29 protein-coding genes are annotated in these 25,272 nt (G+C 37.6%); 18 read left to right on the forward strand and 11 right to left on the reverse strand.

The features are described 5' to 3' along the window. Nucleotides 1–33: 33 nt before the first annotated feature. Nucleotides 34–240, forward strand: coding sequence for an alpha/beta-type small acid-soluble spore protein (locus ACKXGF_RS04250; RefSeq protein ID WP_167262802.1), 207 nt, complete (start codon nt 34–36; stop codon nt 238–240). Nucleotides 241–515: 275 nt separating this feature from the next. Here the strand turns inward: ACKXGF_RS04250 and ACKXGF_RS04255 are convergent, their stop codons facing one another. Then, nucleotides 516–704, reverse strand: coding sequence for a hypothetical protein (locus tag ACKXGF_RS04255; protein ID WP_411955000.1), 189 nt, complete (start codon nt 702–704; stop codon nt 516–518). Nucleotides 705–828: 124 nt separating this feature from the next. Here ACKXGF_RS04255 and ACKXGF_RS04260 point away from each other — a divergent pair, with 124 nt between their 5' ends. After that, a complete protein-coding gene (locus ACKXGF_RS04260; RefSeq protein ID WP_411955001.1) occupies nt 829–1,962 on the forward strand; it encodes a DUF445 domain-containing protein in 1,134 nt (377 codons plus the stop codon). A 79-nt stretch (nt 1,963–2,041) separates the two neighbouring features. Beyond that, nucleotides 2,042–2,398, forward strand: a complete 357-nt coding sequence (locus tag ACKXGF_RS04265) for a YlbF family regulator (protein ID WP_306976754.1) — start codon at nt 2,042–2,044, stop codon at nt 2,396–2,398. Between the two features lie 41 nt (nt 2,399–2,439). Here the strand turns inward: ACKXGF_RS04265 and ACKXGF_RS04270 are convergent, their stop codons facing one another. Next, nucleotides 2,440–2,625: a YhzD family protein gene (locus ACKXGF_RS04270; protein ID WP_411955002.1), complete on the reverse strand. Its 186-nt coding sequence runs from the start codon at nt 2,623–2,625 to the stop codon at nt 2,440–2,442. A gap of 148 nt (nt 2,626–2,773) precedes the next feature. Here ACKXGF_RS04270 and ACKXGF_RS04275 point away from each other — a divergent pair, with 148 nt between their 5' ends. Genes ACKXGF_RS04275 through yhaM form a run of 3 tightly spaced genes read left to right on the forward strand, consistent with a single transcriptional unit; the run spans nt 2,774 to nt 7,876 of the window. Continuing rightward, complete coding sequence (locus ACKXGF_RS04275) at nt 2,774–3,997, forward strand: metallophosphoesterase family protein (protein WP_411955003.1); 1,224 nt, start codon at nt 2,774–2,776, stop codon at nt 3,995–3,997. Nucleotide 3,998: 1 nt separating this feature from the next. After that, nucleotides 3,999–6,899 carry an AAA family ATPase gene (locus ACKXGF_RS04280; RefSeq protein ID WP_411955005.1) on the forward strand — a complete coding sequence of 967 codons (2,901 nt, stop codon included), beginning with the start codon at nt 3,999–4,001 and terminating at the stop codon, nt 6,897–6,899. A 38-nt stretch (nt 6,900–6,937) separates the two neighbouring features. Beyond that, entirely contained in the window at nt 6,938–7,876 is a 939-nt protein-coding gene (gene yhaM, locus ACKXGF_RS04285; protein WP_411955007.1) for a 3'-5' exoribonuclease YhaM, read from the forward strand. Between the two features lie 62 nt (nt 7,877–7,938). On the opposite strand, the gene ACKXGF_RS04290 is transcribed toward yhaM, so the two are convergent. Next, nucleotides 7,939–8,805 (reverse strand): peptidylprolyl isomerase, encoded by an 867-nt coding sequence (locus tag ACKXGF_RS04290; RefSeq protein WP_411955009.1) that lies wholly within the window; start codon nt 8,803–8,805, stop codon nt 7,939–7,941. Between the two features lie 144 nt (nt 8,806–8,949). Between ACKXGF_RS04290 and ACKXGF_RS04295 the strand changes: the two genes are divergently transcribed. Continuing rightward, nucleotides 8,950–9,039 (forward strand): YjcZ family sporulation protein, encoded by a 90-nt coding sequence (locus tag ACKXGF_RS04295; protein WP_167262790.1) that lies wholly within the window; start codon nt 8,950–8,952, stop codon nt 9,037–9,039. A gap of 46 nt (nt 9,040–9,085) precedes the next feature. Here the strand turns inward: ACKXGF_RS04295 and ACKXGF_RS04300 are convergent, their stop codons facing one another. From ACKXGF_RS04300 to ACKXGF_RS04315, 4 genes are all read right to left on the reverse strand, one after another. Then, the gene (locus ACKXGF_RS04300; protein WP_167262788.1) at nt 9,086–9,265 is read right to left on the reverse strand and encodes a hypothetical protein; all 180 of its coding nucleotides are present in this window, start codon (nt 9,263–9,265) and stop codon (nt 9,086–9,088) included. A 31-nt stretch (nt 9,266–9,296) separates the two neighbouring features. Then, the gene (locus ACKXGF_RS04305; RefSeq protein WP_411955010.1) at nt 9,297–9,845 is read right to left on the reverse strand and encodes a DUF3267 domain-containing protein; all 549 of its coding nucleotides are present in this window, start codon (nt 9,843–9,845) and stop codon (nt 9,297–9,299) included. 121 nt (nt 9,846–9,966) lie between these two features. Further along, the gene (locus ACKXGF_RS04310; RefSeq protein ID WP_167262784.1) at nt 9,967–10,494 is read right to left on the reverse strand and encodes an HTH-type transcriptional regulator Hpr; all 528 of its coding nucleotides are present in this window, start codon (nt 10,492–10,494) and stop codon (nt 9,967–9,969) included. Between the two features lie 200 nt (nt 10,495–10,694). Beyond that, the gene (locus ACKXGF_RS04315; protein ID WP_411955011.1) at nt 10,695–11,180 is read right to left on the reverse strand and encodes a GbsR/MarR family transcriptional regulator; all 486 of its coding nucleotides are present in this window, start codon (nt 11,178–11,180) and stop codon (nt 10,695–10,697) included. A 285-nt stretch (nt 11,181–11,465) separates the two neighbouring features. Between ACKXGF_RS04315 and ACKXGF_RS04320 the strand changes: the two genes are divergently transcribed. The 4 genes from ACKXGF_RS04320 (at nt 11,466) to ACKXGF_RS04335 (ending at nt 15,487) form a co-directional block, all read left to right on the forward strand. Beyond that, entirely contained in the window at nt 11,466–12,662 is a 1,197-nt protein-coding gene (locus ACKXGF_RS04320; RefSeq protein ID WP_167262782.1) for a betaine/proline/choline family ABC transporter ATP-binding protein, read from the forward strand. Next, nucleotides 12,655–13,494, forward strand: coding sequence for an ABC transporter permease (locus tag ACKXGF_RS04325; protein ID WP_167262780.1), 840 nt, complete (start codon nt 12,655–12,657; stop codon nt 13,492–13,494). Before ACKXGF_RS04320 ends, ACKXGF_RS04325 begins: the two co-directional genes overlap by 8 nt. A gap of 78 nt (nt 13,495–13,572) precedes the next feature. Beyond that, nucleotides 13,573–14,541, forward strand: a complete 969-nt coding sequence (locus ACKXGF_RS04330) for a glycine betaine ABC transporter substrate-binding protein (protein WP_411955012.1) — start codon at nt 13,573–13,575, stop codon at nt 14,539–14,541. A 31-nt stretch (nt 14,542–14,572) separates the two neighbouring features. Further along, nucleotides 14,573–15,487: a glycine betaine ABC transporter substrate-binding protein gene (locus tag ACKXGF_RS04335; protein ID WP_411955013.1), complete on the forward strand. Its 915-nt coding sequence runs from the start codon at nt 14,573–14,575 to the stop codon at nt 15,485–15,487. Between the two features lie 118 nt (nt 15,488–15,605). On the opposite strand, the gene ACKXGF_RS04340 is transcribed toward ACKXGF_RS04335, so the two are convergent. Then, nucleotides 15,606–15,980, reverse strand: coding sequence for a YtxH domain-containing protein (locus tag ACKXGF_RS04340; RefSeq protein WP_167262774.1), 375 nt, complete (start codon nt 15,978–15,980; stop codon nt 15,606–15,608). A 71-nt stretch (nt 15,981–16,051) separates the two neighbouring features. After that, nucleotides 16,052–16,471, reverse strand: a complete 420-nt coding sequence (locus tag ACKXGF_RS04345; RefSeq protein WP_167262772.1) for an HIT family protein — start codon at nt 16,469–16,471, stop codon at nt 16,052–16,054. A 137-nt stretch (nt 16,472–16,608) separates the two neighbouring features. Between ACKXGF_RS04345 and ACKXGF_RS04350 the strand changes: the two genes are divergently transcribed. The 7 genes from ACKXGF_RS04350 to ACKXGF_RS04380 all read left to right on the forward strand — a co-directional run bounded on the left by ACKXGF_RS04350 (nt 16,609) and on the right by ACKXGF_RS04380 (nt 23,348). Further along, nucleotides 16,609–17,346 carry an ABC transporter ATP-binding protein gene (locus ACKXGF_RS04350; protein ID WP_411955014.1) on the forward strand — a complete coding sequence of 246 codons (738 nt, stop codon included), beginning with the start codon at nt 16,609–16,611 and terminating at the stop codon, nt 17,344–17,346. 1 nt (nt 17,347) lies between these two features. Beyond that, nucleotides 17,348–18,571 (forward strand): ABC transporter permease, encoded by a 1,224-nt coding sequence (locus ACKXGF_RS04355; RefSeq protein WP_411955015.1) that lies wholly within the window; start codon nt 17,348–17,350, stop codon nt 18,569–18,571. Nucleotides 18,572–18,694: 123 nt separating this feature from the next. Continuing rightward, complete coding sequence (locus ACKXGF_RS04360; RefSeq protein ID WP_411955016.1) at nt 18,695–19,198, forward strand: RNA polymerase sigma factor; 504 nt, start codon at nt 18,695–18,697, stop codon at nt 19,196–19,198. Then, nucleotides 19,191–20,501, forward strand: a complete 1,311-nt coding sequence (locus tag ACKXGF_RS04365) for a DUF4179 domain-containing protein (RefSeq protein WP_411955017.1) — start codon at nt 19,191–19,193, stop codon at nt 20,499–20,501. Before ACKXGF_RS04360 ends, ACKXGF_RS04365 begins: the two co-directional genes overlap by 8 nt. Before the next feature lie 577 nt (nt 20,502–21,078). Further along, on the forward strand, nt 21,079–21,621 hold the full coding sequence (locus ACKXGF_RS04370) for a hypothetical protein (protein WP_411955018.1): 543 nt from the start codon (nt 21,079–21,081) through the stop codon (nt 21,619–21,621). A 514-nt stretch (nt 21,622–22,135) separates the two neighbouring features. Then, nucleotides 22,136–22,993 (forward strand): YitT family protein, encoded by an 858-nt coding sequence (locus ACKXGF_RS04375; RefSeq protein ID WP_167262760.1) that lies wholly within the window; start codon nt 22,136–22,138, stop codon nt 22,991–22,993. A 109-nt stretch (nt 22,994–23,102) separates the two neighbouring features. Next, complete coding sequence (locus tag ACKXGF_RS04380; protein ID WP_411955019.1) at nt 23,103–23,348, forward strand: hypothetical protein; 246 nt, start codon at nt 23,103–23,105, stop codon at nt 23,346–23,348. Nucleotides 23,349–23,506: 158 nt separating this feature from the next. On the opposite strand, the gene ACKXGF_RS04385 is transcribed toward ACKXGF_RS04380, so the two are convergent. Together ACKXGF_RS04385 and ACKXGF_RS04390 are read right to left on the reverse strand one after the other, a co-directional pair. Further along, nucleotides 23,507–24,685, reverse strand: a complete 1,179-nt coding sequence (locus ACKXGF_RS04385; RefSeq protein WP_411955020.1) for a M20 metallopeptidase family protein — start codon at nt 24,683–24,685, stop codon at nt 23,507–23,509. 128 nt (nt 24,686–24,813) lie between these two features. Then, a complete protein-coding gene (locus tag ACKXGF_RS04390) occupies nt 24,814–25,248 on the reverse strand; it encodes a ferritin-like domain-containing protein (protein WP_167262754.1) in 435 nt (144 codons plus the stop codon). Nucleotides 25,249–25,272 lie beyond the last annotated feature (24 nt).

Genomic DNA, 25,272 nt, shown 5'->3' on the forward strand with positions numbered 1-25,272 from the left:
TTTACAATAAAGGTTACACAGGAGGTGAACAACATGGCGCAAAACAACAATTCAAATCAACTCGTTGTACCTGGTGTTTCACAAGCTTTAGATCAAATGAAAACGGAAATCTCTCAAGAATTTGGTGTACAGCTTGGACCAGATTCAACGTCACGTTCAAACGGCTCTGTTGGCGGTGAAATCACAAAACGCCTAGTTCAAATGGCTGAACAACAAATGGGCGGCGGACCACAAGCCTAGCCATGAGAAGCGGATTGAATAAGATGAGGAGGGTCTTACTAAAATAAGACCCTCCTTTTCTATTGTGATAACGAATAGCACAATTAAAAGCCTGATAATCAGAGGGAAATATATACTTATACAGCGATTTTAGTTGATATACGGCGAAAACTGGCCTTATACGGCGATTTTAAGATGATATACAGCGAAAATCTGGGTTAATACAGCGAATTACAAAGTATATACGGCGAATACGAAAATCGGGTGAAAATCATAAAATTGAGCTAGGCCGCGGCCTAGCTCTCATTATCATCTGCTTTTGCAAATGGTTTATTATTTCGACGAATGTCGTGAGATTGTTCAATTTGACTTTGGCCATCTTTAGGATTGACCTGACCACCAGCTAACCCTTCACTTAACATACGTTCGACATCTAAATCGAATTCGCTTCGTGGATCTTTTTCTCGGTTGTTCTTAGATGCCATCTAATACCCTCCTTTATCGTTTAGGTTAACCTGATACAAAAAAATCATGTGTGTAAAATCGCAATGCTAAACCAAATATGCTACAGTGTGTAAAGTGAGATTTGTTATGAAAGCTGGTGATGATATGACAGTACTTTTAGTGCTAATGATGATAGTTGTAGGCGCATTAATAGGTGGGATGACGAATCATTTAGCGATTAAAATGTTATTTAAACCATATAAGGCGAAATATATTGGCCGTTTTCAATTACCATTTACGCCAGGATTAATTCCGAAACGCCAAGAAGAGTTAGCTGAACAACTGGGCTATTTAGTAACATCACATTTAGTGACACAAGACGCTTTAAAAGAAAAGTTAGTCAATCCATCGTTCAATCAACAAGTGACGGAAGCTGTATCTCTTAAATATGATGAATGGTGTGAATCTGAAAAACGTACGATCGACCTTCTAAATAATGTGAAATCAGACTGGTCAGCGGAGCAAATTGAGGCCAATTTAACGAAGAAGATTGCTGAACAAATACGCCACATTTATGACCGTGAACAAACGAAGACTTTGCATGAAGTATTACCTGATCAACTTACGCAAACAATCGATGATTCTTTGCCTGAAGCAACACGATATATATTAGATCAAGTCGACCAATACGTGAATAGTCGAGAAGGTCAAAGAAAATTGTCTGAAGCTGGCTCTAGTTTCCTACAAAGTCAAGGTTTCCTGGGGAATATGGTGTCGAATTATTTAGGTGAAGAAGGTCTTGTTGAGAAAATAACACCTGCGATTAATCAATTCATCCGTTCAGATGATACACATGAGACGGTGGAAACCATGCTTAGAGCCGAATGGCATAAATGGCAACATCTTGATCTTGCAAGTATGCGACACAAGTTATTGCATGATCAGATTGAAGATAAAATGGCAAGCTTTATCGTCAATGAATTAGACATTAGGAAATACTTACATGAACCTGTTTCAACCTGGTTAAAGACATTCGAATATCAGGCAAAACACGATATCATCCCTAACCTCGTCACGCTCATGCTTAATCAAATAGCTGATCATCTTGAAACCATTATGAAGCAAATCGATTTAAGTCAAATGGTAGAAAAGCAAGTCAGTCAATTTGATGTGAAACGCTTGGAAAAAATGGTCTTAGATATTTCAAGACGTGAATTAAAGATGATCACGTATTTAGGAGCTTTACTGGGTGGTACAATCGGTTTAGTACAAGGGTTGATTGTGATTTTTGTCGGATAATTGAGTTTTGACTATACATGAGGATGAATCTCTGTTAAAGTAGGGTTCGAATATGTGCAAAGTTTCTAGGAGGTATATTGTGTCAAATATTTATGATTTAGCTTACGATTTAGAAAAAGGACTTCGCGAAAGTGAAGAATTCCAAGCGCTAAAAGAAGCGTATGAGAAAGTAATGAACGATCCAACAACGAAGCAAATGTTCGATAACTTCCGTGATACACAGCTTGAATTGCAACAAAAGCAAGCACAAGGTGAAGAAATCACACAAGAAGAAGTTGAGAAAGCTCAACAAGTTGTTGAACTTGTTCAACAAAATGAAGATATTTCTAAGCTTATGGAAGAAGAGCAGCGCCTTAATACATTAATTGGCGATGTAAGTAAGATTATTACGAAACCGTTAGAAGAACTTTACGGCGAAGATGAACAACAACAATAAATATTGATAGGCTGTCGCAGATGCGGCAGCCTCTTTTTGTCTTATCGGTGAAATAACACTAGACGTCCATCTGGTGATACACAACGATGAGTCGTGTCTTGATAGCCGTGTTCAGCTAGACGCTCTTTACCAATCTTTGATGCTTCCTCATCATTTTGCGCTTCAATTGTATCGTCTAATAAGTTCTCTCCCTTTTGTGAAAAAACCGTTAAAAAATAAGTCTTCATGTTTGTCCTCCTCAAATATAGTTAGGCTACTTTAACTATATGGAATTTCAGGAGTTTTGTAAATAGTCTGACGCCTTAAACATTTGATAGTTATCGAACGTGCATTCGCTTTTATCTTTTGGTAAAATACATAATAAGGAGGATCACGATGAAACAGCCGATTCGATTTATACATACAGCCGATTTACATTTAGACAGCCCTTTTAAAGGGATGCGTGAAGTACCAGAAAATATCTTATATGATGTGCAGAACGCGACGTTAAAAGCGTTCGAACGTTTGATTGACCTCGCCATTCATGAACAAGTTGATTTTGTAGTAATTGTTGGCGATCTATTTGATGTTCAGTCCGCTTCTTTAAAATCACTTGTGACGCTAAAACGAGGGTTATCACAACTAAATGAGTACGGAATTAACGTTTTCATCAGTTTTGGTAATCATGATTATGGTATGATGCGCAAAGTGGACTTAACACTGCCTGAAAACACCTATGTTTTCCCAAGTGAAGAAGTGACAGTGACAACATTCAAAAAAGGGGAAACCGAAGCACATTTATATGGATTCAGCTATGAATCAAGAGCCGTAAGAGAACCCAAAGTACATGAATACGAGCGAATTGACAGGCCAGGTTATCATATTGCGACTTTACACGGGAGTTTAAAATCGAATGAAGAGCACGATCAATACGCGCCGTTTCAGTTGGAAGAATTGAAGGCAAAATCATTTGATTATTGGGCGCTCGGTCATATTCATAAGCGTGAACTATTAGCTCAAAGACCTTATATCGTCTATCCAGGTAATATCCAAGGTCGTCATATGAAGGAAACAGGGGAGAAAGGTTGTTATGTTGTGGAATTAACGGAGCAACAAACTAATCTTTCCTTCCATTCATTACATGATGTGCTTTTTTTAGATGAACAAACGACCGCCTCATCAAGTGATAAAATCGACGATCTTGTCAAAGTGCTGGCTGATTATAAGGATCAATTAAGACATCAACATGGCAAGGTTTGGCTACGTCTTCAAGTCATTGTGCCAGATGTTCTTCAAGGCTATGAAATAGAGTTGTTACAGTGGCTAAATGAGCAGGAAAATCAAGTTAACGACTGGGTTTGGTTAACGCATTTAGAGTTAAAAACGAGTGTTTCCTACGATCGTAATCAGCTTAAACAATCGAATCAATTTGTCGGTGAAGTGATAAAATTATCAGATGAACATGATAAAAACCATGTGACGACTTATTTAACCGATTTACTTCAACATCGCCAGTTCAAAGATCATATCGGAACATTTAGTGATGAGGAACTATCAGATATTCAAGACCAAGCAGAACAATTAGTCATCAATCAATTACTGAATGATAGAAGGGATTAATGTGTGGATAAAGCAATTAGAAGTGGTGTCATTTGGGAAATGGCATCAAAAAACGATCGATTTAACAAGTGGATTTAATTATTTATACGGTACTAACGAGTCAGGTAAATCATCACTACGATCATTTATCACGTATATCTTATTTGGATTATCAGCTTCTGAGCGTGAACAATATACGTCATTATTGGATGGGCAACTAGGTGGTCGGCTCATTTTAACAGATGGAGTAAAAAAATACACGATTGAGCGATTTTCTCATCGTAATCGAGGTAAGAGAGTAGGGTATTTAGCTGGGGAAATCGTTCAGGATAAAGAAATCGAGCGGTTATTGAATCATGTCGATCATTATATTTATCAAGCCATTTTTTCTTTTCAGGATCGTGATCTCGAAGCCATTCGACATCAACAATCAGATGATATTGGAAAAGTCCTATTCAATTTAGGCTTAACAGGTTCTGAGGATATTGTTGAGATTGAACAAGGCTTAACGAAAGAGAGCGATAAACTGTTCAAGAAACAAGGTCGCAAACCTCCTATTAACCAAGCTTTGCAGCAATTAAAGGCTATTAATGAAGAAATTGAGAAAGCACAAATAAAAGAACAAGAACACGCTACACTTTATCAAGAAGCCAAACAATTGGAATTAGATATCCAAACATTAAAACATGAAGATGAACAGTTAAATCAACAAATCAAAGACTATCAACAATTGCTTCAAGTATCTTCTTCCATTGATCGTGTTCAATTACTTGATCAGGAAATGGCATCATTGCTTAATCATTCACATTTGTCCCAAGATGTCATTGATCGATATGAGGATGTTAAAGCGAAACGTCAAACCTATGATGATCGCGCTCGAGCGATTATGGCTAAGATGAGTGAAGCGAAAGAAGAACGCAATCGGCTAATGGCTCAATCAAAAAAAGCCCATTTTCCATTCACACTTGATGAGATTCAAGCTTGGACGGTGGAATGGGAACATAAGAAACAGCAATATGATGATTTATCTAACCAAATTCAGTCAAAGCGTTCACAATTACAAAAACTGAATTTGCCAGTTGATGAAACTGAATTAAGATCATTATCCATTAGTGATTATACGAAACAAACATGGTCACGAATTGCTTATGACTTACATGCGAATGCAGAAAAATTAAGTGATTTAGAACGTCGTAAACGAATAAAATTAGATGAATTGAGATCATTAGAATCTAAGCAGCAAGATAATCAAAAGAGATTACTGACAGAAGAGGAACGTGCCGCGACCTCACGGAAACTTGAGCACGTTAACCAACAGATTTTTGTCGATCAAAGTGGTGCCTCACGTGGTAGCTCTTCACGTAATCATCAATCATCTTTAGAACAGTCGTCATTTATGATAGGTAAATGGTTGGCTCTTGCTTTAGCGGTTGGGTTTGTTTTAGCTGGTGTCATGGGTTGGATGAATGTTTTTAGTTATGTGTATGCTGGCATCAGTGGCATAGCATTTTATGCCCTACACAATCGATTGCAACGAACTAATGGTCAAGAGGCAAGTCAATCAGATAACTCAGAAAAGGTTTCTTTAGAACAAGAAAAAAGCGAATTACAACGTATCATAGAGAATGATGATCAGCTTATCAATGATAATCGCGATCTTCAAACCAAAATCGATTACGTGAACAGTGAATTACGTCAAGTTGAAAGCGAACGATTGTCGATTGAAGAAATCATTGATGATCTAGAATTCAAACAAAACCAAGAAATTAATCAACATTCATGGCTAGAACGCTATGAACTCGAGCAATGGGAAGATATTGCCCAACAATTGATTAATGCCAAACATATATTGAGTGATATCGATCAATTAGTTGACTCGCAGCAAACGGTCGAATCCTCGCTCGACTATATCAAGGAACAAATGCAACGCTTTTTATCTTATTATGTGAATGATTTGAATTGGCGTGACGACCAAGCTGGCTTATCATTAGTGCGTGAATATTTAAATCAAGAACGTGATATAACAAATCAAATAGATCAGCATCATCATTGGTTAGAAGAATTAGAGAAGCAATTACAAGAGTTAAAAGACGAATATGCCCCGTATGAACAAGCAATGGAGGATATGTTGTCGGAAATTGATGTAGAAAATGAAGCGGAGTTAGAAGATGTCATTCAGGCGTTTGCCACTTATCGAGAGAAAGACCAGAAGAGGACCGAAGCATACGAAGCTGTTAAACAATTATTCGGTGACAGTACAGACGAGGTGATTGCTCAGTCTTATAACTGGGATCACTTACAAGAGTCGCTTCAGGACAATCGACATCGAAAAGAGACAGGAGAGGCACAGTTAGAGGACAAACGACAACGACTAGCTGATTGTACGGCACATATTAGGCAAATAGAAGAAGATGGACGTTTATCTGACCTTATTCATAAGCGATCCAAAATTGAAGATGAAATTAAAACATTGTCAAAACAATGGGCAGCTTTAAAAGTAGCTAAAGGACTTATTCAAGATACAAAGTCAAAGTATCAATACGATTACTTACCTCATGTATTGACTCAAACCTCTCAATTATTTAATAAGTTGACTCAAGAAATCTATCAAACCGTTCGATTTTCCCAAGAGGAATCGTTAATGGTAAAGCGATATGATGATGTATGGTTTGATGTGAGGCAATTGTCAGACGGGACTGCTGATCAACTCTATGTTGCTTTAAGGTTCGCTTTAAATGAGTCTTTAAGAGATACCAAAGCATTTCCGTTTATATTGGATGATGCGTTTGTCCATTTTGATCATGAACGCAAACAAGAAATGATGAGGATCCTATCCCAACAAGCAAAGAAACAACAAATTATTTATTTTTCATTTGAAGAGGGACCATCATCTACACCTTATCATGTGATACATTTAAATTAGCGAAGAAGATAATAGTTTAATAAAAGGAGTGCGATGATATGACACAAGGCGTAGCTAACCGAGAAGTTGGAGATCAATTTGAAGGTTACTTATTAATTAAATCCGTTGATAAAGGAGTTGCGAGTAATGGCAAACCCTTTTTAACGATTGTGTTTCGGGACTTAAGTGGTGAAATCGAGGCAAAATTGTGGGAAGCAGCGAAAGAAGACGAAGAAACGTTTCTTGCGGAATCAATCGTTCATGTGCAAGGTGAGATTCGTCAATTTCGCGGGAAGCATCAATTGAATATACGCCAAATTCGTCTGGCTAATGAGATGGATGGTGTTAAAGTAGAAGACTTTATCGAGAAAGCACCCGTCGATTTGGAGGAAATGAAAGATTATTTAACACAAACCATCTTTGCATTGGAAAACCCTAATATTCAACGGATCGTCAGACAGATTTTGAAAAAGTATAACGACGATGTGTTTGTTTACCCAGCTGCAACAAAGAATCATCACGAATATGCTTCTGGACTGATGCACCATGTTATTAGCATGCTTAAAATCGCTCAATCACTCAAGACGCTCTATCCTGATTTAAATATGGATTTATTGTATGCGGGTATTATTTTACACGATATCGGTAAAGTCAAAGAGCTATCCTCACCAGCTTCACCATCTTATACACTTGAAGGTAAAATGCTTGGTCATATTTCAATGATGGTCGAAGAAATTAAAGTGACGGCTCAAGAATTAGGGATCGAAGGTGAAGAAGTGATGCTACTACAACATCTCGTTTTAAGCCACCACGGTAAAAATGAATGGGGAAGCCCGAAAACGCCGATTGTTCGTGAAGCTGAAATATTGCACCAAATTGATATGATTGATGCTAAGATGAACATGATGAATCGGGCACTTGAAAAAGTGGAACCTGGTGAATTTACTGACCGTATTTTTCCAATGGAGAACCGTCAATTTTATAAGCCAACAATTTAGGTATATAAAAAGTTCCGAAACAGCTTTTAGACATGTTTCGGAACTTTTCTGTGTTAACTATATTATTCGTCTTCACTTTCGTTTTCTGAATCAAAGATATGGTCTAAGTCATCGTCTTGTATGGACACATCAGCTTCATTCATCACGTCATCAATAATTGAATTGAGTTCATCTTGTGAGACTTGAGAAGCTAATAATGACTCTCGAATTTGACTTTCCATGTTTTCGAAGGAATCTAATTCCACATCGGCTTCGCGCTTGTCCTCAACTAGAATGACATGCCAACCATGCTGTGTTTCGACAGGCTCACTAATTTCACCTACATCTAGTGAGAAGGCTGCGCGTTCAAATGGTAATACCATGTCACCGCCAGTGAAATAGCCAAGGTCACCACCTGAGCTGGCAGAACCATCAGTTGAGTATTCTTCAGCAAGAGCTTCGAATTCTTGACCATCTTCATATTTTTGAATGACTTCTTCTGCAGTGCTTTTGTCCTCAACTAAAATGTGGCGCGCTTTTACTTCTTGTTGCATATTTTCATAACGCATGCGCACATCTTCATCTGAAACATCTAGGTCATCCGTTGCTGCTTTGAATTCAAGCTGACTCATATAAAAGTCGTTACGGAAATCTTCTTCATTTTCATAACCTTGTTGAGCTAGGAATTGTTCGAATTGAGGCCCTAATTGCGATTTGAATTCTTCTATATCTTGGTCAATCTCTTCTTGAGACACGTCGTATTGCGATTCAAGAACCATTTCTTTCGTAATTTGCTCTAAGACTTCCTCGCCGTGACGCTCCTTCAATTCATTATAGAACTCGTCCTTTGTGATATTACCTGTTTCAGATTCTACAACTACTTCCTCCTCTGATTGACAGGCAGTAATAAATAAAATACTTGCTAAGAGTAGTACGATCAGTTTTTTCAACTCTGATTCCCCCATTTTTCTATATGTACAATCATAACTATACCATAAATATTTTAAAGTGGCATTAATCAAATTGACACATGCCTATTCGTTTGAGCTTTCACAACCATACAATAAGATAGATATGGATTAGGGGGTGAAAAAATGAGTTATGGAAAAGATTATTACAGCGGATTTTCTTTAATTGTTGTGTTGTTCATTTTACTCATCATTGTGGGCGCCGCTTGGTTCTAAAAAACTCACAAAAAAGGTTGATCTTCATTTGAAGATCAACCTTTTTTTATAGAAAATTCACTTCATAGTAAGATGAGATGAGTAAGACAAGCATTGAAATGTTAATCATACGATAAACTTTAACGCTTTTTTCGTTAGACATCTCAGATTTTGTACAGAATTTCTGGGTCATAGTATTAAATGCGTAAAAAATAAACAACGCAAATGGTACATAAAACAGTAGCAATGTTTCCCCCTCCTAATGACTTACGATCATACTACGCTTGTGGAGACTGAACGAGAATATCATAATTGTGTTTTGACTTTTCTACAATACATTGTTTTGGTGCTCTAATAAAGAATGATAACATTAACCAATCTGTAAGGGAAATACCCAGATGAATTGCAGTAAATACAATCAAGATTGGATAAAATGTCGGTAATACGATTGCGCCAGCTAACAATGGTAATGTCAATACAATGGTAGGTGCTAACATCATAATAATGGATGTGCGTTTCGATAAACTTGAACGCATCTTAAATTTTAACATTGGTATATAGCGGTATTTAAAATACCATTTTAACGTAAATTCCTTACTCGTAAAGGTAAGTGGAAATGCGTGAGCTAATTTATGCAAAATAGGTAATGTTAATAGCCCTAACAAAACTTGCCAAAGCGCGGGTTCATGTAACGACACATTATGGTGAATAATCGAAAATGGAACAAATAGGACTATAAATGACATAATACTGAAAAAAACCGATAAGATTTTCAGTCGATTATGGCCGAATTCTCTTGAAATGTTGATCGTTTTCCAACAAGTCATGATAGGGCCTCCTTTATCATTGAATTTAGGCGTTGCGTTGCCTTGTAACGTCTATTACAAGGGTGATAATACGCCTTACAAAGAAAAAATTCAACCCTTTTGACAAAAAAATTACACCTTCTTAATATTCCGCTTTAATACTTGCGATGGAGCGGTCTAAAATGTCTAGATATTCTTCGCCATAAATCTCTTTCACAATAGCTTCTAACTCTTGGAATTCGGGAAATCTACCATATAAATCTTTTAAAGGTAATGAAGCTTGCATAACGGTGTTTTTATCAGTTCCTTGAGCATGCGCTTCCATTGTTTCTTCAAAAAGACGTTTGCCAGACTCTGTTAACTCAATATACGTATTTCGTTTATCTTCTTCTCGCTTTGAAAATGTTAGGAGCTCACGTTCTTCAAGCTTTTTGGAGAAATTAAAAGCTGTAGACACATGCATAATCCCGAACTTAGATATTTCAGAAATGCTTGCGCCATCTAAATGATAACAAATCCATAGTATATGATGTTCGTTTAAGTTTAAGTCGAATGGCTTTACCCAGTTTTGCCAATCTTTTTCGATTTGCTTCCAAACAGCTTTCGTTAACTGTGCCATTTTGTGTGAATAAAGAATAGCTTCTTGTAATGAATAATTTTGTTCACTCACGACAACGCCCCCTTTTTATTGGTATTAAAGTATATCTTTATAGCTTACCCGAAATAACTCATGGAGTAACGCTATTTAATGATAAAGTTTAAATTATGACTCAAGTGTATATAACTTGAGTTTTGTTATAGTTTAACATAATATAAAGAAAACGAGTTGTAGGAATTTTTTAACACCTAACAACTCGCTGTAAAGATTATTTAGTATTCTTTATGTAAATCGTTAAAAACATCTTCTAGTGCATCATGAAATTTCAAGGCTTCTTGTAATTTTAGATTGGTTTGTTTATTTTGAGCTGAATCATTACAGAATTGCTTTTCAATTTGCTCCAAATTAGATTTTTGCTTAGCAATGGCTTCAAGCCAACGGTTAACATAAGCGTTCATAAACTTCTCATAGAGATCCTTTTCAGCTTGGTATAAGTCTTTTCGAACACCTTTTTTCCAAACACGTTCTACTAGGTTGAAGTTCAGCAAGGTGTGAATGGCATTACTCATAGCAGTTTTACTTTTTCCAAGAGCATTTTTCATATCATCCAACGTCATCGGCTCTTCACTTAAGTAGAGAATAACAAATAATTGTGATTCTGTTGTGTTTAAGGAAAACATTTCTAACGTTTTCGAAAACTCGCTAATCATATTGTAATGAAAAGCTTCAAGTGCTTCGTCCCTTTCTTGTGTACGCATACCAATAAGCCTCCTTAGGACTTCTGGTTTTAATTTACACTACTTTCTTACAAAAACAAACCAGTAAAATAGATAGTATTTGCTAGTATAAGAGAGAAAAATTTAGTATTTCGTCTGATAAGTTTGTTCAGTTTTAACTTTACGGACTAAATAGAGCTATGTCGCTTTATGTCCAAGTTGAGTTTTTTTGTCGAAAGTAATATAGTTAGAAGAGTGATTGTTACAAAGTGATTACAACATAAGTTATATGATTAAAGTGATTGAGGAAGAGAGAGGTGTAAACTAGTGCCGATTAAAGTCGAAAATTTATCGAAGATTTTCGGTAAGAGAACAAAAGAGGCAACGAAATTATTAGACGAAGGTTACTCCAAAGAAGAGGTCCTCGATAAAACTGGTTGTACTGTCGGTGTTAACCGAGCAACTTTTGAGGTAGAAGAAGGAGAAGTCTTCGTAATCATGGGTCTTTCAGGTAGTGGTAAGTCGACATTAGTACGACTTTTAAATCGCTTGATTGAACCGACAGAAGGTAGCGTTGAAATCGACGGACAAAATCTAGCTACCATGAATAAAGAAGATTTACGTGAAATCCGTCGTACGAAAATGAGTATGGTATTCCAACGTTTTGCTTTATTCCCATTTAGATCTGTGCGTGAAAACGCAGAATTTGGCCTAGAAATTCAAGGTATGGATAAAGAAGAACGTTCTAAAAAAGCTGAAGAAGCACTTGAACTTGTTGGTCTAGGCGGTTATGTTGAACAGTTGCCAAGCCAATTATCAGGTGGTATGCAACAACGTGTAGGTCTTGCACGTGCTTTAGCGAATGATCCAGAAGTTCTTCTAATGGATGAGGCATTCTCAGCATTAGACCCACTTATTCGTAAAGACATGCAAGATGAGCTACTAGATCTACAAGAAAAAATGCAGAAAACGATTGTCTTTATTACACACGACTTAGACGAAGCGTTACGTATTGGTGATCGTATTGCATTAATGAAAGACGGTTCGATTGTTCAAATTGGTTCTCCAGAAGAAATTCTGACTAACCCAGCGAACGATTACGTTGAGAAGTTCGTAGAAGACGTCGACCGTTCAAAAGTTTTAACAGCAGAACATATTATGAAACGTCCTGAGACTGTTGACTATGATAAACATGGTCCACGTGTTGCGCTAGAAAGAATGCGTGAACAAGGGCTTTCATCGATCTTTGTAACAGACCGTTCTCGTAATCTTAAAGGTTATGTAACAGCGGATGAAGCACGTCAAGCACGTGAAGATGGTGTTCAGAAACTTAGTGAAATTATGAAAACTGAGGTTCCATCTGTCGATAAAGAAACACAAATTAATGAGATTTTTAATATTATTCACGATTCACCCGTACCAGTCGCCGTGACAGAAGACGGAAAACTTCGCGGTATTATCGTACGTGGTGCTGTAATCGCAGCATTAGCTGATGGAAATGAGGTGGACGCAGACGATGCTTGATAATATACCACAAATACCAGTAGCAAAATGGATAGACCTTGGAGTAGACAAAATTACAGATTGGTTTTCATTTATTTTCGACCCTGTTCAAGAAGGGTTTGGGTGGTTGCTTGATACATCTGCTGAATATCTAAGCATGGTACCACCGATTATAATTATTATTCTTATTGCACTTATTGCCTTTTTCTTATCAGGCAAGAAGTTTGGTTTAGCAGCATTTTCAATTGTTGGTTTGATTTTTATTCATAACCAAGAACTTTGGGAGCAACTTATGTATACCTTCACATTAGTCTTCTATGCCAGTTTAATTTCTGTCATAGTTGGTATTCCTTTCGGGATTCTAATGTCGAAGAGTAACATAGCTCAAAATATAATTACACCGGTACTTGACTTCATGCAGACAATGCCGGCATTCGTTTACTTAATTCCGGCCGTTGCCTTCTTTGGTATCGGAATGGTTCCAGGTGTGTTTGCATCATTCGTATTCGCAACACCACCTGTTGTTCGTTTTACAAACTTAGGTATCCGCCAAGTTTCAGACGAATTAGTAGAGGCTTCAGACGCTTTCGGTACAACTGGAAGTCAGAAGCTCTTTAAAGTTGAATTACCAATGGCGAAAACAACGATTATGGCTGGTGTGAACCAGACTGTGATGTTATCACTATCAATGGTTGTTATCGCTTCGATGATCGGTGCGCCAGGCTTAGGCCGTGACGTACTATCTGCACTGCAACGTGCTGAAGCAGGAACAGGATTCGTTGCCGGTTTCGGTATCGTAATCCTTGCGATTATCATCGATCGCTTTACCCAAAGCTTAAATAAGGGTAAATAAATTAAGGAAGCTCTTCTCTCCTGTAATGGGAGAGGAGTTCCAATATATTATATTAAGGTAAAGGGGAGTTGTTTTAACATGTTAAAAGGAACATGGAAAAGCTTAGGCCTTGTAGCTATGCTTGCGTTAATCATGGTGATTGCCGCTTGTGGTAGTAGCGATGAAGGTTCTGGCTCAGATTCAGAAGGAAATGGTGAAGACACAGAACAATCAGAAGATAGCGGCTCAGATTCAGAAGGTTCAAGTGAATCTGGCGACATCACTCACGAAGGTGAAATTGAGCTAGTTTACGTTGAGTGGGCAACAGAGATTGCATCAACTCACGTAATTGGTAAAGTATTAGAAGATCTAGGTTATGATGTTACATTAACTCCACTAGATAACGCTGTTATGTGGCAGTCAGTTGCAAGTGGAGACGCTGATGGTATGGTAGCTGCTTGGTTACCAAATACTCACGGTAATCTTTACGAAGAGCATTCAGATTCAATGGTAGAACTTGGCCCTAACTTTGAAGGTGCTAAAATTGGTGCTGTTGTACCTGAATATGTGGAAGCAGACTCATTAGAAAACCTAGGTGAGTATGGTGATGAGTTTAATGAAACATTCACTGGTATCGAACCAGGTGCTGGTGTTGTACAAGCTACAGAAGATGCAGTGGAAACTTATGAAGGCTTAGATGGCTGGTCAGTCCAAACTTCTTCTTCTGGTGCAATGGCTACATCATTACAAGAAGCATATGAAAACGAAGAGCCAATTGTTGTAACAGGTTGGTCTCCACACTGGAAATTCGCAGAAATGGATCTTAAATATCTAGAAGATCCTGAAGGCGTTTATGGTGATGCTGAAACAATCGAAACAATGGTTCGTGAAGGCCTAGAAGAAGATATGCCGGGTGCTTACCAAGTACTTGACAACTTCAAATGGGGCGAAGAGAAGTTCAACTCAGTTATGTCTGAGATTCAAGCAGGAACTAGCCCTGAAGATGCAGCGGCTAACTTCGTTGAAAACAATCAAGAGTTAGTTGATGAATGGACTACAATGGAGTAATTTACTCACAATAAAGGAGACTCTAACATACATGAACTTTAAAAAGGGAATGTTAATGTTAGTAGCATCCCTGGTCCTCACGCTTGTTGCGTGTGGATCAGATGATGCTTCTAGCGACGAAAATTCTAATGAAGGTGTCAATTACAGTGAAGAAGTAGAGCATACCATTATCGGGATTGAACCTGGTGCTGGTATTACGGTTACAACAGAAAAAGCAATTGAAGAATATGATAGCTTATCAGGCTGGAATTTAGAAGCGTCATCAACAGCTGCAATGATTACAGAATTAGAAGAGGCAATCAATGCAGAGGAACCAATCGTTGTTACTGGTTGGAATCCGCATTGGATGTTTGCTCAATTTCCAGATATGAAGTATTTAGAAGATCCTAAAGGGGTTTACGGTGAAGCTGAAAACATCGTAACTCTAGCACGTCAAGGATTGGAAAGTGATCATCCAGAAGCATTTAAATTGATCGATCAATTTAAGTGGTCAGTTGAAGATATGGAGCAAATTATGTATGACGCAAACCAGAATGATGAAGAAATCAGTACTGTTGCTGAAAAGTGGATAGAAGACAATGAAGATAAAGTATCTGAATGGACAGATGGCGTTGGTGAAGGTGATGGTTCGACTATTACCCTTGCATCAACACCATGGGATTCAGAACGTGCTTCTTCAAGTGTTTTAAAAATTGTTCTTGAGCAACAAGGGTTCGAAGTTGATGTAACACCTGTAGATCCTTCAATTGTGTTTGAATCAGTTGCGAACGGTGATGCTGATGCAACAGCAGCAGCTTGGTTGCCATTCACGCATGCTGATTTCTACGAAAGTGTTAAAGATGATGTAGTCGATTTAGGTCCGAACTTAGAAGGTGCTAAAATCGGTCTTGTCGTTCCGAGTTATATGGATATAGATTCTATTGAAGATTTGGAAGCAGCTGAATAATTGGATGACATTAGAATGATTGATATTTTGCTCTCTCTAACTTCGGTTAGGGAGAGTTTTTTTGTACACAATGAAGCAAAATAAAAACCTGCTCACCAAATGGTGAGCAGGTTAACAATCATGTCTGATTAGCATTTTGTTCTTTCATCTTTTCCTCTAATTCTTTAATACCTTCTTCGATCTGACGAAGGTGTTCTTGAAGATTTTCTTGATGGGGTTCAACCGTTGATTTCCAACTTTCGACGGATGTTTTAATATCTTGAGATAGGTCTTTAAGAAGTTCTGCACCTTCTTTAGATGTCTGTGTTAGTTGTTCTTTAAGGTCAATTCCATTTTCCTTCAATTCCTGTGTGATTTCACGTAACCGTTCACTTTGCTCTTTGACACGTAAGCGCATATCACTGCCTGAGGAAGGTGTTGTTAATAGAGAGACAGATGCTCCAATCAATCCTCCTGTAAATACACCTAAAATTAATGACTTACTGTTTGGCATTGCGATTTCTCCTTTCGTCATCTACTGCTATTATATATGATATTCCCTGTCTACTTGCGCAATAATCTCTCTTATATCTCGTTTGAAATGGATTGTGCAATGTTTTGAAGTTGTTCTGGCGTGTAGTCATCACCGTGTGTCTGCCATTTAGATTTAAATCCGTCTGATTCATCGTAGCGTGGAATTAAATGAAGATGAACATGGAAAACACTTTGATCAGCAAATGAACCATTGTTATTAAGCATATTTAAGCCTTGTGGATTGAAGGCTGAACGGATTCCTCGAGCAATTTTAGGAACCGCTTTAAACAATTTAGCCGCTGTATCTTCATCTAAATCAAAGACATCTTCACAGTGTTTCTTTGGGATGACGAGTGTGTGTCCCTCTGTTACTTGGCTAATGTCTAAAAAAGCGTATACATCATCGTCTTCATAAATTTTGGCAGATGGAATCTCACCATCGAGAATTTTACAAAAAATGCAATCTGACATGGTCATCCTCCTAAGAAATATTCTTTCTTTTATTGTAACGTAAACATGTGTCGAATGTAAGAATAAACCGTCTAAACTAGTGAATTGTCTCAAAATTTTGGTATGATAGGGAAAGAGTTAGAGAAAAGAGGGATGGTATGAGTGACTTATTACAAATTGACGGACTTGTAGGTGGATATACACAACAAAATGTATTACACGATATTTCGTTTTCGGTTAAACAGGGCGAAGTAGTTGGTTTAATCGGATTGAACGGAGCAGGTAAAAGTACCACAATTAAACATATAATCGGTTTAATGAATCCGAAACAAGGTTCGATCACGATTAATGGTAAACAAATGAATGAAGATTTAGAAGCCTATCGTCAGGAGTTTGCTTATATTCCAGAAATGCCGATGCTTTATGAAGAATTAACATTAGAAGAACATTTACGTTTAACCGCAATGGCTTATGGTTTGGATGAGGAAACATATAATAGTCGAACTGAATGGTTGTTAAAAGAATTTCATTTAGATAAAAAGCGAAAATGGTTCCCTGTTCATTTCTCAAAAGGGATGCGCCAAAAAGTGATGATTATGTGTGCATTTTTAGTGGAACCATCACTTTATATTGTGGACGAGCCATTTGTTGGTTTAGATCCATTAGCGATTCAGTCTTATTTAGATACGATGGAAGAGATGAAAGGGCGCGGGGCAGGTGTACTTATGTCTACGCATATTCTGGCAACAGCCGAGAAGTACTGCGACCGATTTGTCATTATTCACCATGGTAAGATTAGAGCTTATGGTACATTAGATGAGTTAAGAACTGAATTCAACATGCCTGGATCAAGCTTGGATGATATTTATGTGCAATTAACAAAGGACGATGCTTAATATGGATACCAATCAGTTATGGAAAGAGCGGTTTCAGTCTCATATCAAAATGGTCAGCCGTTATATGCGATTAATTTTTAATGATCATCTAGCGTTTGCGATGATTTTCTTTGTGGCTGCCTTCGCATACTTTTACCAGGCATGGCTAGAAACAGTACCCGATACGTTTCCGGTTGAATGGATTGTTGTTGGGATAGTCGGGGCATTATTAACATACAGTCCAGTGCGAACATTTTTTAAAGAAGCGGATACCGTGTTTCTATTACCAGTTGAAAATAAACTGAAACCGTATGTTAGAAATGCGGTCATCTATAGTTTTGTCATGCAAAGCTATTGGATTGCGATTGCGTTATTTGCGTTAGCGCCATTGTATTTGCAGATTTATGATCATGTCAGTGCGAGCTATATCTTGGTGATGATCGTTTTTGCGTTAATGGTGAAAGTGGGCAACTTGTTTGCTACTTGGTTTATGCAAAAAACGCGAGATATGCGATATCATTATTTTGATATGGCGATACGATTCATTATTAATGCATTTATTATGTACTTCTTAGCATTAGGCGTGCCGTATTATGCGTTAATTGGAGCACTTTTAATGGTTGGTGTTTGTTTTCTAAACTACCATAATCTTTATAAAGGATTTACGCTGCCTTGGGATCGATTAATCGATCAAGAAGATGCGAAATTGCAATTTTTCTATCGGATTGCAAATATGTCGACAGATGTACCAGATTTAAAACGGAAACCGAAGAAGCGTCACGGTTTAGTTCGACTGATTACTGGTCGCATGCCGATTAGCCGAAAAGAAACATTCAAGTATTTATATGCGATTACGTTTATCCGCAGTGGTGATTATTTCGGAATGTATCTGAGGTTGGTCGCTTTAGCGTTGTTTTTCGTGTTCTGGGTGCCAGCATTTTGGGGCAAAGTGTTGTTTGCGGTGTTATTCTTGTTCATGTCAGGTTTTCAGTTTATCGCGATCTACAATCATCACCGAACAGTGGAGTGGTTGAGATTGTACCCAGTTGCGGTTGATGTGCGGCGTAAAGCGGTTCATCAGTTGATTTTAGTTATTATGGTTGTTCAAGTTGTGATCACGACGATCGGATTTGTGTGGGCCAGTGATTGGGTGAATGCACTAATTTACTTAAGTATTGCCGCAGCGTTTACCGTACTATTTGAAGCTTTTTATGTGCGTGGACGAATTCCAGCGTTTAAGGGGTAAAGAAAGGAAAAGCATGTCCCAAGGGGATGTGCTTTTTTTATAGTAAATTTTAAAAAATACCAAACGATTTCTAAATTTCATCGTCTAATGCTTAGAAAGAGGTTGAAAAGGGGGAAGTAGGGCTTGCGTGATCGAACAGAAGATGAACAGTTTATTGCTGTGGTGCAAGCATATCGTCAAGATTTATATCGAACGGCTTATGCTTTTTTGAAATCTGAAGAAGCAGCACTTGAGGCACTGCAAGAAGTGACCTATCGAGCTTATAAAAAACGTAAACAAATTCGCCAGTCTAACTATACTAAAACATGGCTGATTCGTGTGATGATCAATTATTGCCAAGATGTTTTGAGGAAACAGACTAGAAAACCGACAATGGCCTATTATGATGAAATGACAGATGGATCAAAAGACTTCTCCGAGACGTTATTGTTAGACTGGGCGATTCAAGAATTGCGTGAAGATGAGCAAACCTTAATTTTCTTAAAATACTTTCACGGATATACATATGAAGAATTGGCTAAGCATTATGAGGTAGCTGAGGGTACACTGAAATCCCGAATCCATGTTTGTTTAGATAAATTAAGAGAGTTGTTAAATGAGAAGAAAGGGGGACGTCATGATGGCTGATCTCGAAAAAAAGTTAAATGATTGGGCAAATGAAACCGTAGATGAATGGCCTTCAGATGAACGATTGAATCAGTCAATTGCAGATGGGTTGAAAATAAAAAAGAAACGTCATCAACGCCTAAAGCGAACGTGGCGTTCTACTATAGTAGCTGCAGTTGTGATGTTTATGTTTGTGATTGGCGTTAACACATCACCTGTTTTTGCTGAACAAGTCTCTAAAGTGCCAGGTTTCGAACATTTAGTTGAGTTAGTTAAATGGGATAAAGGTCGACAAGCAGCTTTATCAGAAGGTTATTATGAAGAAATAGATCGATCAGTTGATTATGGAGACGTGACATTAACGATTGATGGAGTCATTCGTGATCAATATGGTATGGTTGTTTACCATACAATTGAAACAGAGGAGCCAATAGAAAGGTTGAATTTTTCGGATGTATCCATTAAACGTCAAAATGGCGAGGGTTTACCAGTAAGTTCCCTTGGTTTTGGTATGCCTTCTCAAAGCGAGACGAATTCGTATACGCATGAAACGGAGATATTTTTTAACGAACCAGTTAAGGATACAAAATTTGTGATAGAAGGCAAGGTCAAAGGGCGAGGATTGAATAAATCATTTATGATCTCATTCGAAGCAGAGAATAAAGCTGAACCAGTTCACTATGACGTCGATCAACCTTTTCAAGTTGGAAGCGAACAGTATCGAATTTCGGAAGTGATCGTGAATCCTCTTCGCACAGAAGTAAAAGTAGAGGTTCCTGAAAACCCTGAATGGGCGCTATTAAATTTCGAAGACCTTCGACTAATTAATGAGGAAGGTGAAGTGTGGGCAAGTATTCGAAATGGTGTGACTGGAACTGGCAGTTGGCGATCAAATGAATATGACGTTTTTTCTGTATTTTTGCAAAGTCATTATTTTGAACCGAATGATTCTCTGACATTATTATTTAATGAGTTGCAAGCTGTACCTATTGAAAATTCATATATTAAATTGGATTTAGCAAATGAGGAAATTTTGCACGATCCATTAGGTCAATTTGAGGCTGTAGAGAGATCGGGGAATGGTTTTAGAATGACAATCAAGGATCCTGAAGAACGATTTGGTTTTGGTCCATTCGGCCAGGTTCATGCTGAGAATGGTGATAAGATTGATAGTTCAGGGCAGTATATGCGTATGGAAGAAGAAAAACGAATACTTGGGAAAAAATTAGATCAAAATGTGTCAGCAGATATGAATCCAATCAAAGTTGAATTAAACTATTACCCGAATTGGATTCAAGAATCAACACGAATTGAGATTAAATAAGAGGAGAAAAGCTTCCGAGTGGTTCTAAGGGGTTCCGTTTTCTTGGAGAAAATTGCAAAACACATGAATAAACACAATATTTTTTAAAGCATAAAACACAAACATTAACATCATTGACCTGATAGGGTTTTATACCTATCAGGTCTTTATTTAGCACCCTTTTTCACATTGTATTTTTAGGTTTTTATCAAAACTAAAATTTTTTAGTAAGTATATATTGGTTGAAAAATTGGCTGTGATTTTGGGTGTGAATTACCATGTGATTTTAATAGTTTTTTTATACAGTTTAATGTAAGGAGTCACTACTAATTTCCCATATTTTTCTACATAAACATTAAAATGTGGTAAGGTTAAATTATTAGTTATTCAACTAACGGGCAGGTTAGTTGAATAAGGGTAGCAATAACACGAACGTTAGTTTATTAAGGTATTTACATGCTAAAAGAACTTAGAAAAAATAAAGTGTACCGTATAGAGTAAACACTTTGAAAAAAGGATGGCTTTATGTGTAACGGGTTCCGTTGTGAGGTGCAAAACAGTATAATTTACGTATGATATAGCATGTGAAGTTGAAGAAATGAATGAAGACATACAACAAATTATTGACGAGTTGTTAAGAGAACACGAAGATGAAATTGAAATACTAAGCCTCAGTTTAATTAAGGGGGCGATTATTAAAAAGGAAGTAGATACAATGAAAAAGAAAGTAATTTTTTCCTCTGTAATAATTGTTACATTGGTTTTAACGACATTGGGAGTTATTAAATACATAGATTTCAACAAAACTTGGGCAGTAGAATCATTTAATTTAAATGATAACGATTTTCCCCTTAAAGAGGAAAAAGCAATTAGAATTGCCGAACGATACACAGAGGGGTACTTAAGAACAAAGTTTAGTAGTGGGGTTGATGAATCCCCTTGGGACCCAGTTCCGGGTATTAAATGGTCTAATGATGAACATGAAGATATCGATGTAGTTCAAGATGAAGGGAACTATTTTAAAATTGAATTTCGTCATAGAGGAGACTTCTGTAAACAATTATTTATTAATATTGAAAAGGAGTCTGGTAATATTCTTAAAAAGGAAAGTGGCGATAGTGGTTCTAAAGCTTGTGAATAAGAAATCAAACTATAGCTCAGGCAATATAGTTTTTCTTATTTCATTAACGGGGGTGTTATTTGAAGAAGAAGCATCGCTATTAGTATTATTTAAAAATATAAATCATATTACAAAAGAGGTGCGAAAAGCATCTCTTTTTTGTTGTTATTTTTGGTCTATTTTATACATAAATCAAAGTGAAAAAACCGCTGTGATTTAGTTTGTGAATTAAACTTTTCTCCAAAGTAACGGAACCCCTTAGACTGAGTCGGAAGCTTTTCTCTTGTGCAATAAAGTAATGAGATTAATACCTCTATTTATGAAATAAGTCTGCTTACTTTTGAAATAACTGCACTCTTTTTTGAGATAAGTTGAGCATTAATGAAATAACTCGTTTGAGTTATTTCATTAATGGAGCGAATAATGAGATTAATAGGACTTTTGCCCATTAATGCGTTCACATGCTGATGTTCACAAAGTAGGACAGGAGTGTTAAAATCATTTGGGTTATCATAGAGAAAGAAGGGACAGCATCATGGTCGGACAGAAAAAGAAATCTGAACTATCCATAGTCGAACAAATTTTATACATTATAGTCGGATCCGTTATTGTTGCGTTTGCCTATAATGGTTTCTTATTACCGAATTACGTTGCAGCAGGTGGCGTTAGTGGTATTAGTACATTACTTGAAGCGCTATTCGGACTTGAGCCTGCCTATGTTATTTGGGGTATTAATATCCCGCTTTTATTCGTTGCTTACTATTTCCTTGGTAAAGGCTCTGCATTTCGTTCATTGACAGGATCTATTGCTTTACCATTTTTCGTTTATCTATCTCGAAATATGGCACCGTTTGTGGATGATCCGTTATTAGCGGCGCTTTTCGGTGGATTAGGTGTCGGCGTTGGTTTAGGGATTGTCTTTTTAGGCGATGCATCAACTGGCGGGACAGCCTTGGGTGCACAGCTCATTAATAAGTACACGAACTTATCGCTTGGTGCAAGTATTGCTATGATTGATGGCTTGATTGTCTTGTCTGCGATTATCGTATTTGATATCGAACTTGGTTTGTATGCTTTAATGGGCGTATACGTCACCAGTAAGGCGATTGACCTGGTTCAAACTGGCTTTAATAAAACGAAAACAACGCTCATTATTTCGAATGAATATGTTGATGTTCAAGAAGCAATCTATACACGAGTGGACCGCGGCGTTACGCGTTTGGCAGCACAAGGTGGTTTTACAGAGGTGGAACGCCCTGTCTTAATGTGTGTCGTTAATCAATCAGAAATGGCTATGCTAAAACGAGCGGTGAAAGATGTCGATCCTGAAGCGTTTGTCATCGTAACGGACTCAGCGGAAGTATTGGGTCGCGGATTTTATGATCCCGCTTAATGTGATCGTTTAAAGCATTCGGGTGGGTTGCTACAATTTTCGTCAAAATACAAAAGTGTGATAAGATTAATCTTGAACTTATCTATATTATTCGAGGGAGCGTTTTAGGATGCAAAAGAACGCTGGATTAGCAGCTGTTTTATCATTTTTATTTTCTGGTTTAGGTCAGGTATATAATGGTGAAATCGGAAAAGGCGTCATCTTCATGGTGGCTTATGCGATTTCTGCTTTATTAATAATTGTTATCATTGGCTTTATTACAACGCCAATTATCTGGATTTGGGGCATGATCGATGCACACAAATCAGCCGAACGGATTAATCGTAGGTACGAATCAGAACAACGTATTTCATAATTTAAAAGTTTTTTTATTAGGCGGCTCATTTTGTGAGTCGTCTTTTTATTTAATAGAAATTGGTTTGATCGAAATATGATTGAATGGAGCGACATTAAGCAATAAATGATCGAATAAAAAAGCCTAGCTTTTTATAAGCTAGGCGAACATGTATAGGTTTATGATTGGTGATCTTCTTGATAGCGTTTGACGCCATGAACAAGTGCTTTAGCAGCAGTTGGTAAGGCGCGCTCATCAAAATTGAATTTCGGATGATGGTGTGGATAATCATGGCCTTCGATATTCGCTCCTGTAAAGAAGAAGGCGCCTGGGCGTTCTTCTAAGTAATAAGCGAAATCTTCGCCACCCATGACGGGATCGACTGCTTCAGATTCAGTGACGCCAGGAATGTCTGTCGCATCGTCAATATAATATGATGCTTCATTTTCGTGGTTCACAACTGGTGGGTAGCCTTTCACGTAATCGAGCTCATAGCTAGCCCCGAAGCTTGTAGCGATTCCGTCTAAAATATTGTGCATCTCTTGAATGATATCGTCTTGTACCGATTTATCCAAAATACGGACAGTTCCAGTTAGAGACGTCGTATCAGGAATGACGTTAAATGCATTACCGCCTTCAATTTTACCAATACTTAAGACAGCAGGTTGAAGTGGGTTGATGCGACGACTAACAATTTGTTGTAATTCTACTATTGCTTGGCCTGCCATTGCGACGGGATCTTTGGTTTGGTGTGGCATTGCGCCGTGGCCACCTTTACCTTGGAATGTGACTGTAAATCGATCAGCCCCAGCCATAAATGCTCCATATGTCGCTTCGATTTTGTTCAGCTTACTTGTTGCCCATAAATGGGTGCCAAATACAGCATCAACACCTTCTAGTGCACCATCGTCAATCATTGGCTTAGCACCACCTGGAGCGAATTCTTCAGCAGGTTGGTGTAAAAAGACGAGTGTACCAGGGATTTCATCTTGGAATTCGAGTGCCGCTTCAGCAACTGCAAGTAATGAAGCTGTGTGGCCGTCATGTCCACATGCGTGCATCACGCCGTCGACTGTTGATTTATAAGGGACTTCATTTTCCTCGTGTATTGGTAAAGCGTCGAAATCAGCGCGTAGTGCCACTGTTTTACCTGGTTTGCCGCCTTCTAATGTCGCGACTAAACCATAACCTCCAATATTGTCTTGATAAGGTATACCTAACTGGTCATAACGATTTTTAATAAATTGAGCTGTTTCTTTTTCTTCAAATGACAACTCAGGATGTTGGTGAAGGTAACGACGATCTTCTACCATTTGGTCGTACATTTGATCAAGTTTTTCGTAAAATTGTTCCCACATATCATTAGCTCCCTTCTCTCTGAACGTTAAAGCTATTATAACAGATTTTTCGTGACACGTAATAAGTTTTTAGCATGAAAAAAGGCAACTCCCTTATAAAAGGAAGTTGCCTTTGATTCCAACACGACTTATTTGAAACTTGGATCATCTAAAAGACGTTGAATGTCTTCTTTATGCTTCGTTTCATCTGAAATCATATCTTCTAATTTAACAGCTAATTCAGTGTAACCGAGTTGATCAGCTTGCTTCTTGCGTTCTTCATAGCGGTCGATCGTATCTTTCTCAGCAGCTAATGCATCTTCCAACATAGGTTTAACATCTTCATATCGTTTAACTTCAGCTGGGGATGTGGTTGGATCGCCACCTAGAATTTTAATTTTCTCTGATAAGTATAAAGCGTGACCTGCTTCATCCTGAACCTCAGCTTCGAAAAACGGTTTTAAAACTTCACGGTATAAACCAGATACAACTGCTGCATTGTAAGTATAACGAATCATCGCACCATATTCTTCTGCTAAGTCTTTGTTTAAACCATCAATTAACTTTTGTACATCTTGTTCCATTATTGATCACCCTTCCTTTGTGAG

Origin of the sequence: Alkalibacillus sp. S2W (genome assembly GCF_046764385.1) — a bacterium.
GTDB classification, from domain to species: Bacteria; Bacillota; Bacilli; order Bacillales; family Alkalibacillaceae; genus Alkalibacillus; species Alkalibacillus almallahensis.

What these genes read in the sequence shown, in the direction of transcription:
- ACKXGF_RS04250 (WP_167262802.1), top strand. Translation starts at nt 34, where the DNA reads ATGGCGCAAAACAACAATTCAAATCAACTCGTTGTACCTGGTGTTTCA.
- ACKXGF_RS04255 (WP_411955000.1), bottom strand. Translation starts at nt 704, where the DNA reads ATGGCATCTAAGAACAACCGAGAAAAAGATCCACGAAGCGAATTCGAT.
- ACKXGF_RS04260 (WP_411955001.1), top strand. Translation starts at nt 829, where the DNA reads ATGACAGTACTTTTAGTGCTAATGATGATAGTTGTAGGCGCATTAATA.
- ACKXGF_RS04270 (WP_411955002.1), bottom strand. Translation starts at nt 2,625, where the DNA reads ATGAAGACTTATTTTTTAACGGTTTTTTCACAAAAGGGAGAGAACTTA.
- ACKXGF_RS04275 (WP_411955003.1), top strand. Translation starts at nt 2,774, where the DNA reads ATGAAACAGCCGATTCGATTTATACATACAGCCGATTTACATTTAGAC.
- yhaM (WP_411955007.1), top strand. Translation starts at nt 6,938, where the DNA reads ATGACACAAGGCGTAGCTAACCGAGAAGTTGGAGATCAATTTGAAGGT.
- ACKXGF_RS04295 (WP_167262790.1), top strand. Translation starts at nt 8,950, where the DNA reads ATGAGTTATGGAAAAGATTATTACAGCGGATTTTCTTTAATTGTTGTG.
- ACKXGF_RS04305 (WP_411955010.1), bottom strand. Translation starts at nt 9,845, where the DNA reads ATGACTTGTTGGAAAACGATCAACATTTCAAGAGAATTCGGCCATAAT.
- ACKXGF_RS04315 (WP_411955011.1), bottom strand. Translation starts at nt 11,180, where the DNA reads ATGCGTACACAAGAAAGGGACGAAGCACTTGAAGCTTTTCATTACAAT.
- ACKXGF_RS04325 (WP_167262780.1), top strand. Translation starts at nt 12,655, where the DNA reads ATGCTTGATAATATACCACAAATACCAGTAGCAAAATGGATAGACCTT.
- ACKXGF_RS04330 (WP_411955012.1), top strand. Translation starts at nt 13,573, where the DNA reads ATGTTAAAAGGAACATGGAAAAGCTTAGGCCTTGTAGCTATGCTTGCG.
- ACKXGF_RS04335 (WP_411955013.1), top strand. Translation starts at nt 14,573, where the DNA reads ATGAACTTTAAAAAGGGAATGTTAATGTTAGTAGCATCCCTGGTCCTC.
- ACKXGF_RS04340 (WP_167262774.1), bottom strand. Translation starts at nt 15,980, where the DNA reads ATGCCAAACAGTAAGTCATTAATTTTAGGTGTATTTACAGGAGGATTG.
- ACKXGF_RS04345 (WP_167262772.1), bottom strand. Translation starts at nt 16,471, where the DNA reads ATGTCAGATTGCATTTTTTGTAAAATTCTCGATGGTGAGATTCCATCT.
- ACKXGF_RS04350 (WP_411955014.1), top strand. Translation starts at nt 16,609, where the DNA reads ATGAGTGACTTATTACAAATTGACGGACTTGTAGGTGGATATACACAA.
- ACKXGF_RS04355 (WP_411955015.1), top strand. Translation starts at nt 17,348, where the DNA reads ATGGATACCAATCAGTTATGGAAAGAGCGGTTTCAGTCTCATATCAAA.
- ACKXGF_RS04365 (WP_411955017.1), top strand. Translation starts at nt 19,191, where the DNA reads ATGGCTGATCTCGAAAAAAAGTTAAATGATTGGGCAAATGAAACCGTA.
- ACKXGF_RS04370 (WP_411955018.1), top strand. Translation starts at nt 21,079, where the DNA reads ATGAATGAAGACATACAACAAATTATTGACGAGTTGTTAAGAGAACAC.
- ACKXGF_RS04375 (WP_167262760.1), top strand. Translation starts at nt 22,136, where the DNA reads ATGGTCGGACAGAAAAAGAAATCTGAACTATCCATAGTCGAACAAATT.
- ACKXGF_RS04380 (WP_411955019.1), top strand. Translation starts at nt 23,103, where the DNA reads ATGCAAAAGAACGCTGGATTAGCAGCTGTTTTATCATTTTTATTTTCT.
- ACKXGF_RS04385 (WP_411955020.1), bottom strand. Translation starts at nt 24,685, where the DNA reads ATGTGGGAACAATTTTACGAAAAACTTGATCAAATGTACGACCAAATG.
- ACKXGF_RS04390 (WP_167262754.1), bottom strand. Translation starts at nt 25,248, where the DNA reads ATGGAACAAGATGTACAAAAGTTAATTGATGGTTTAAACAAAGACTTA.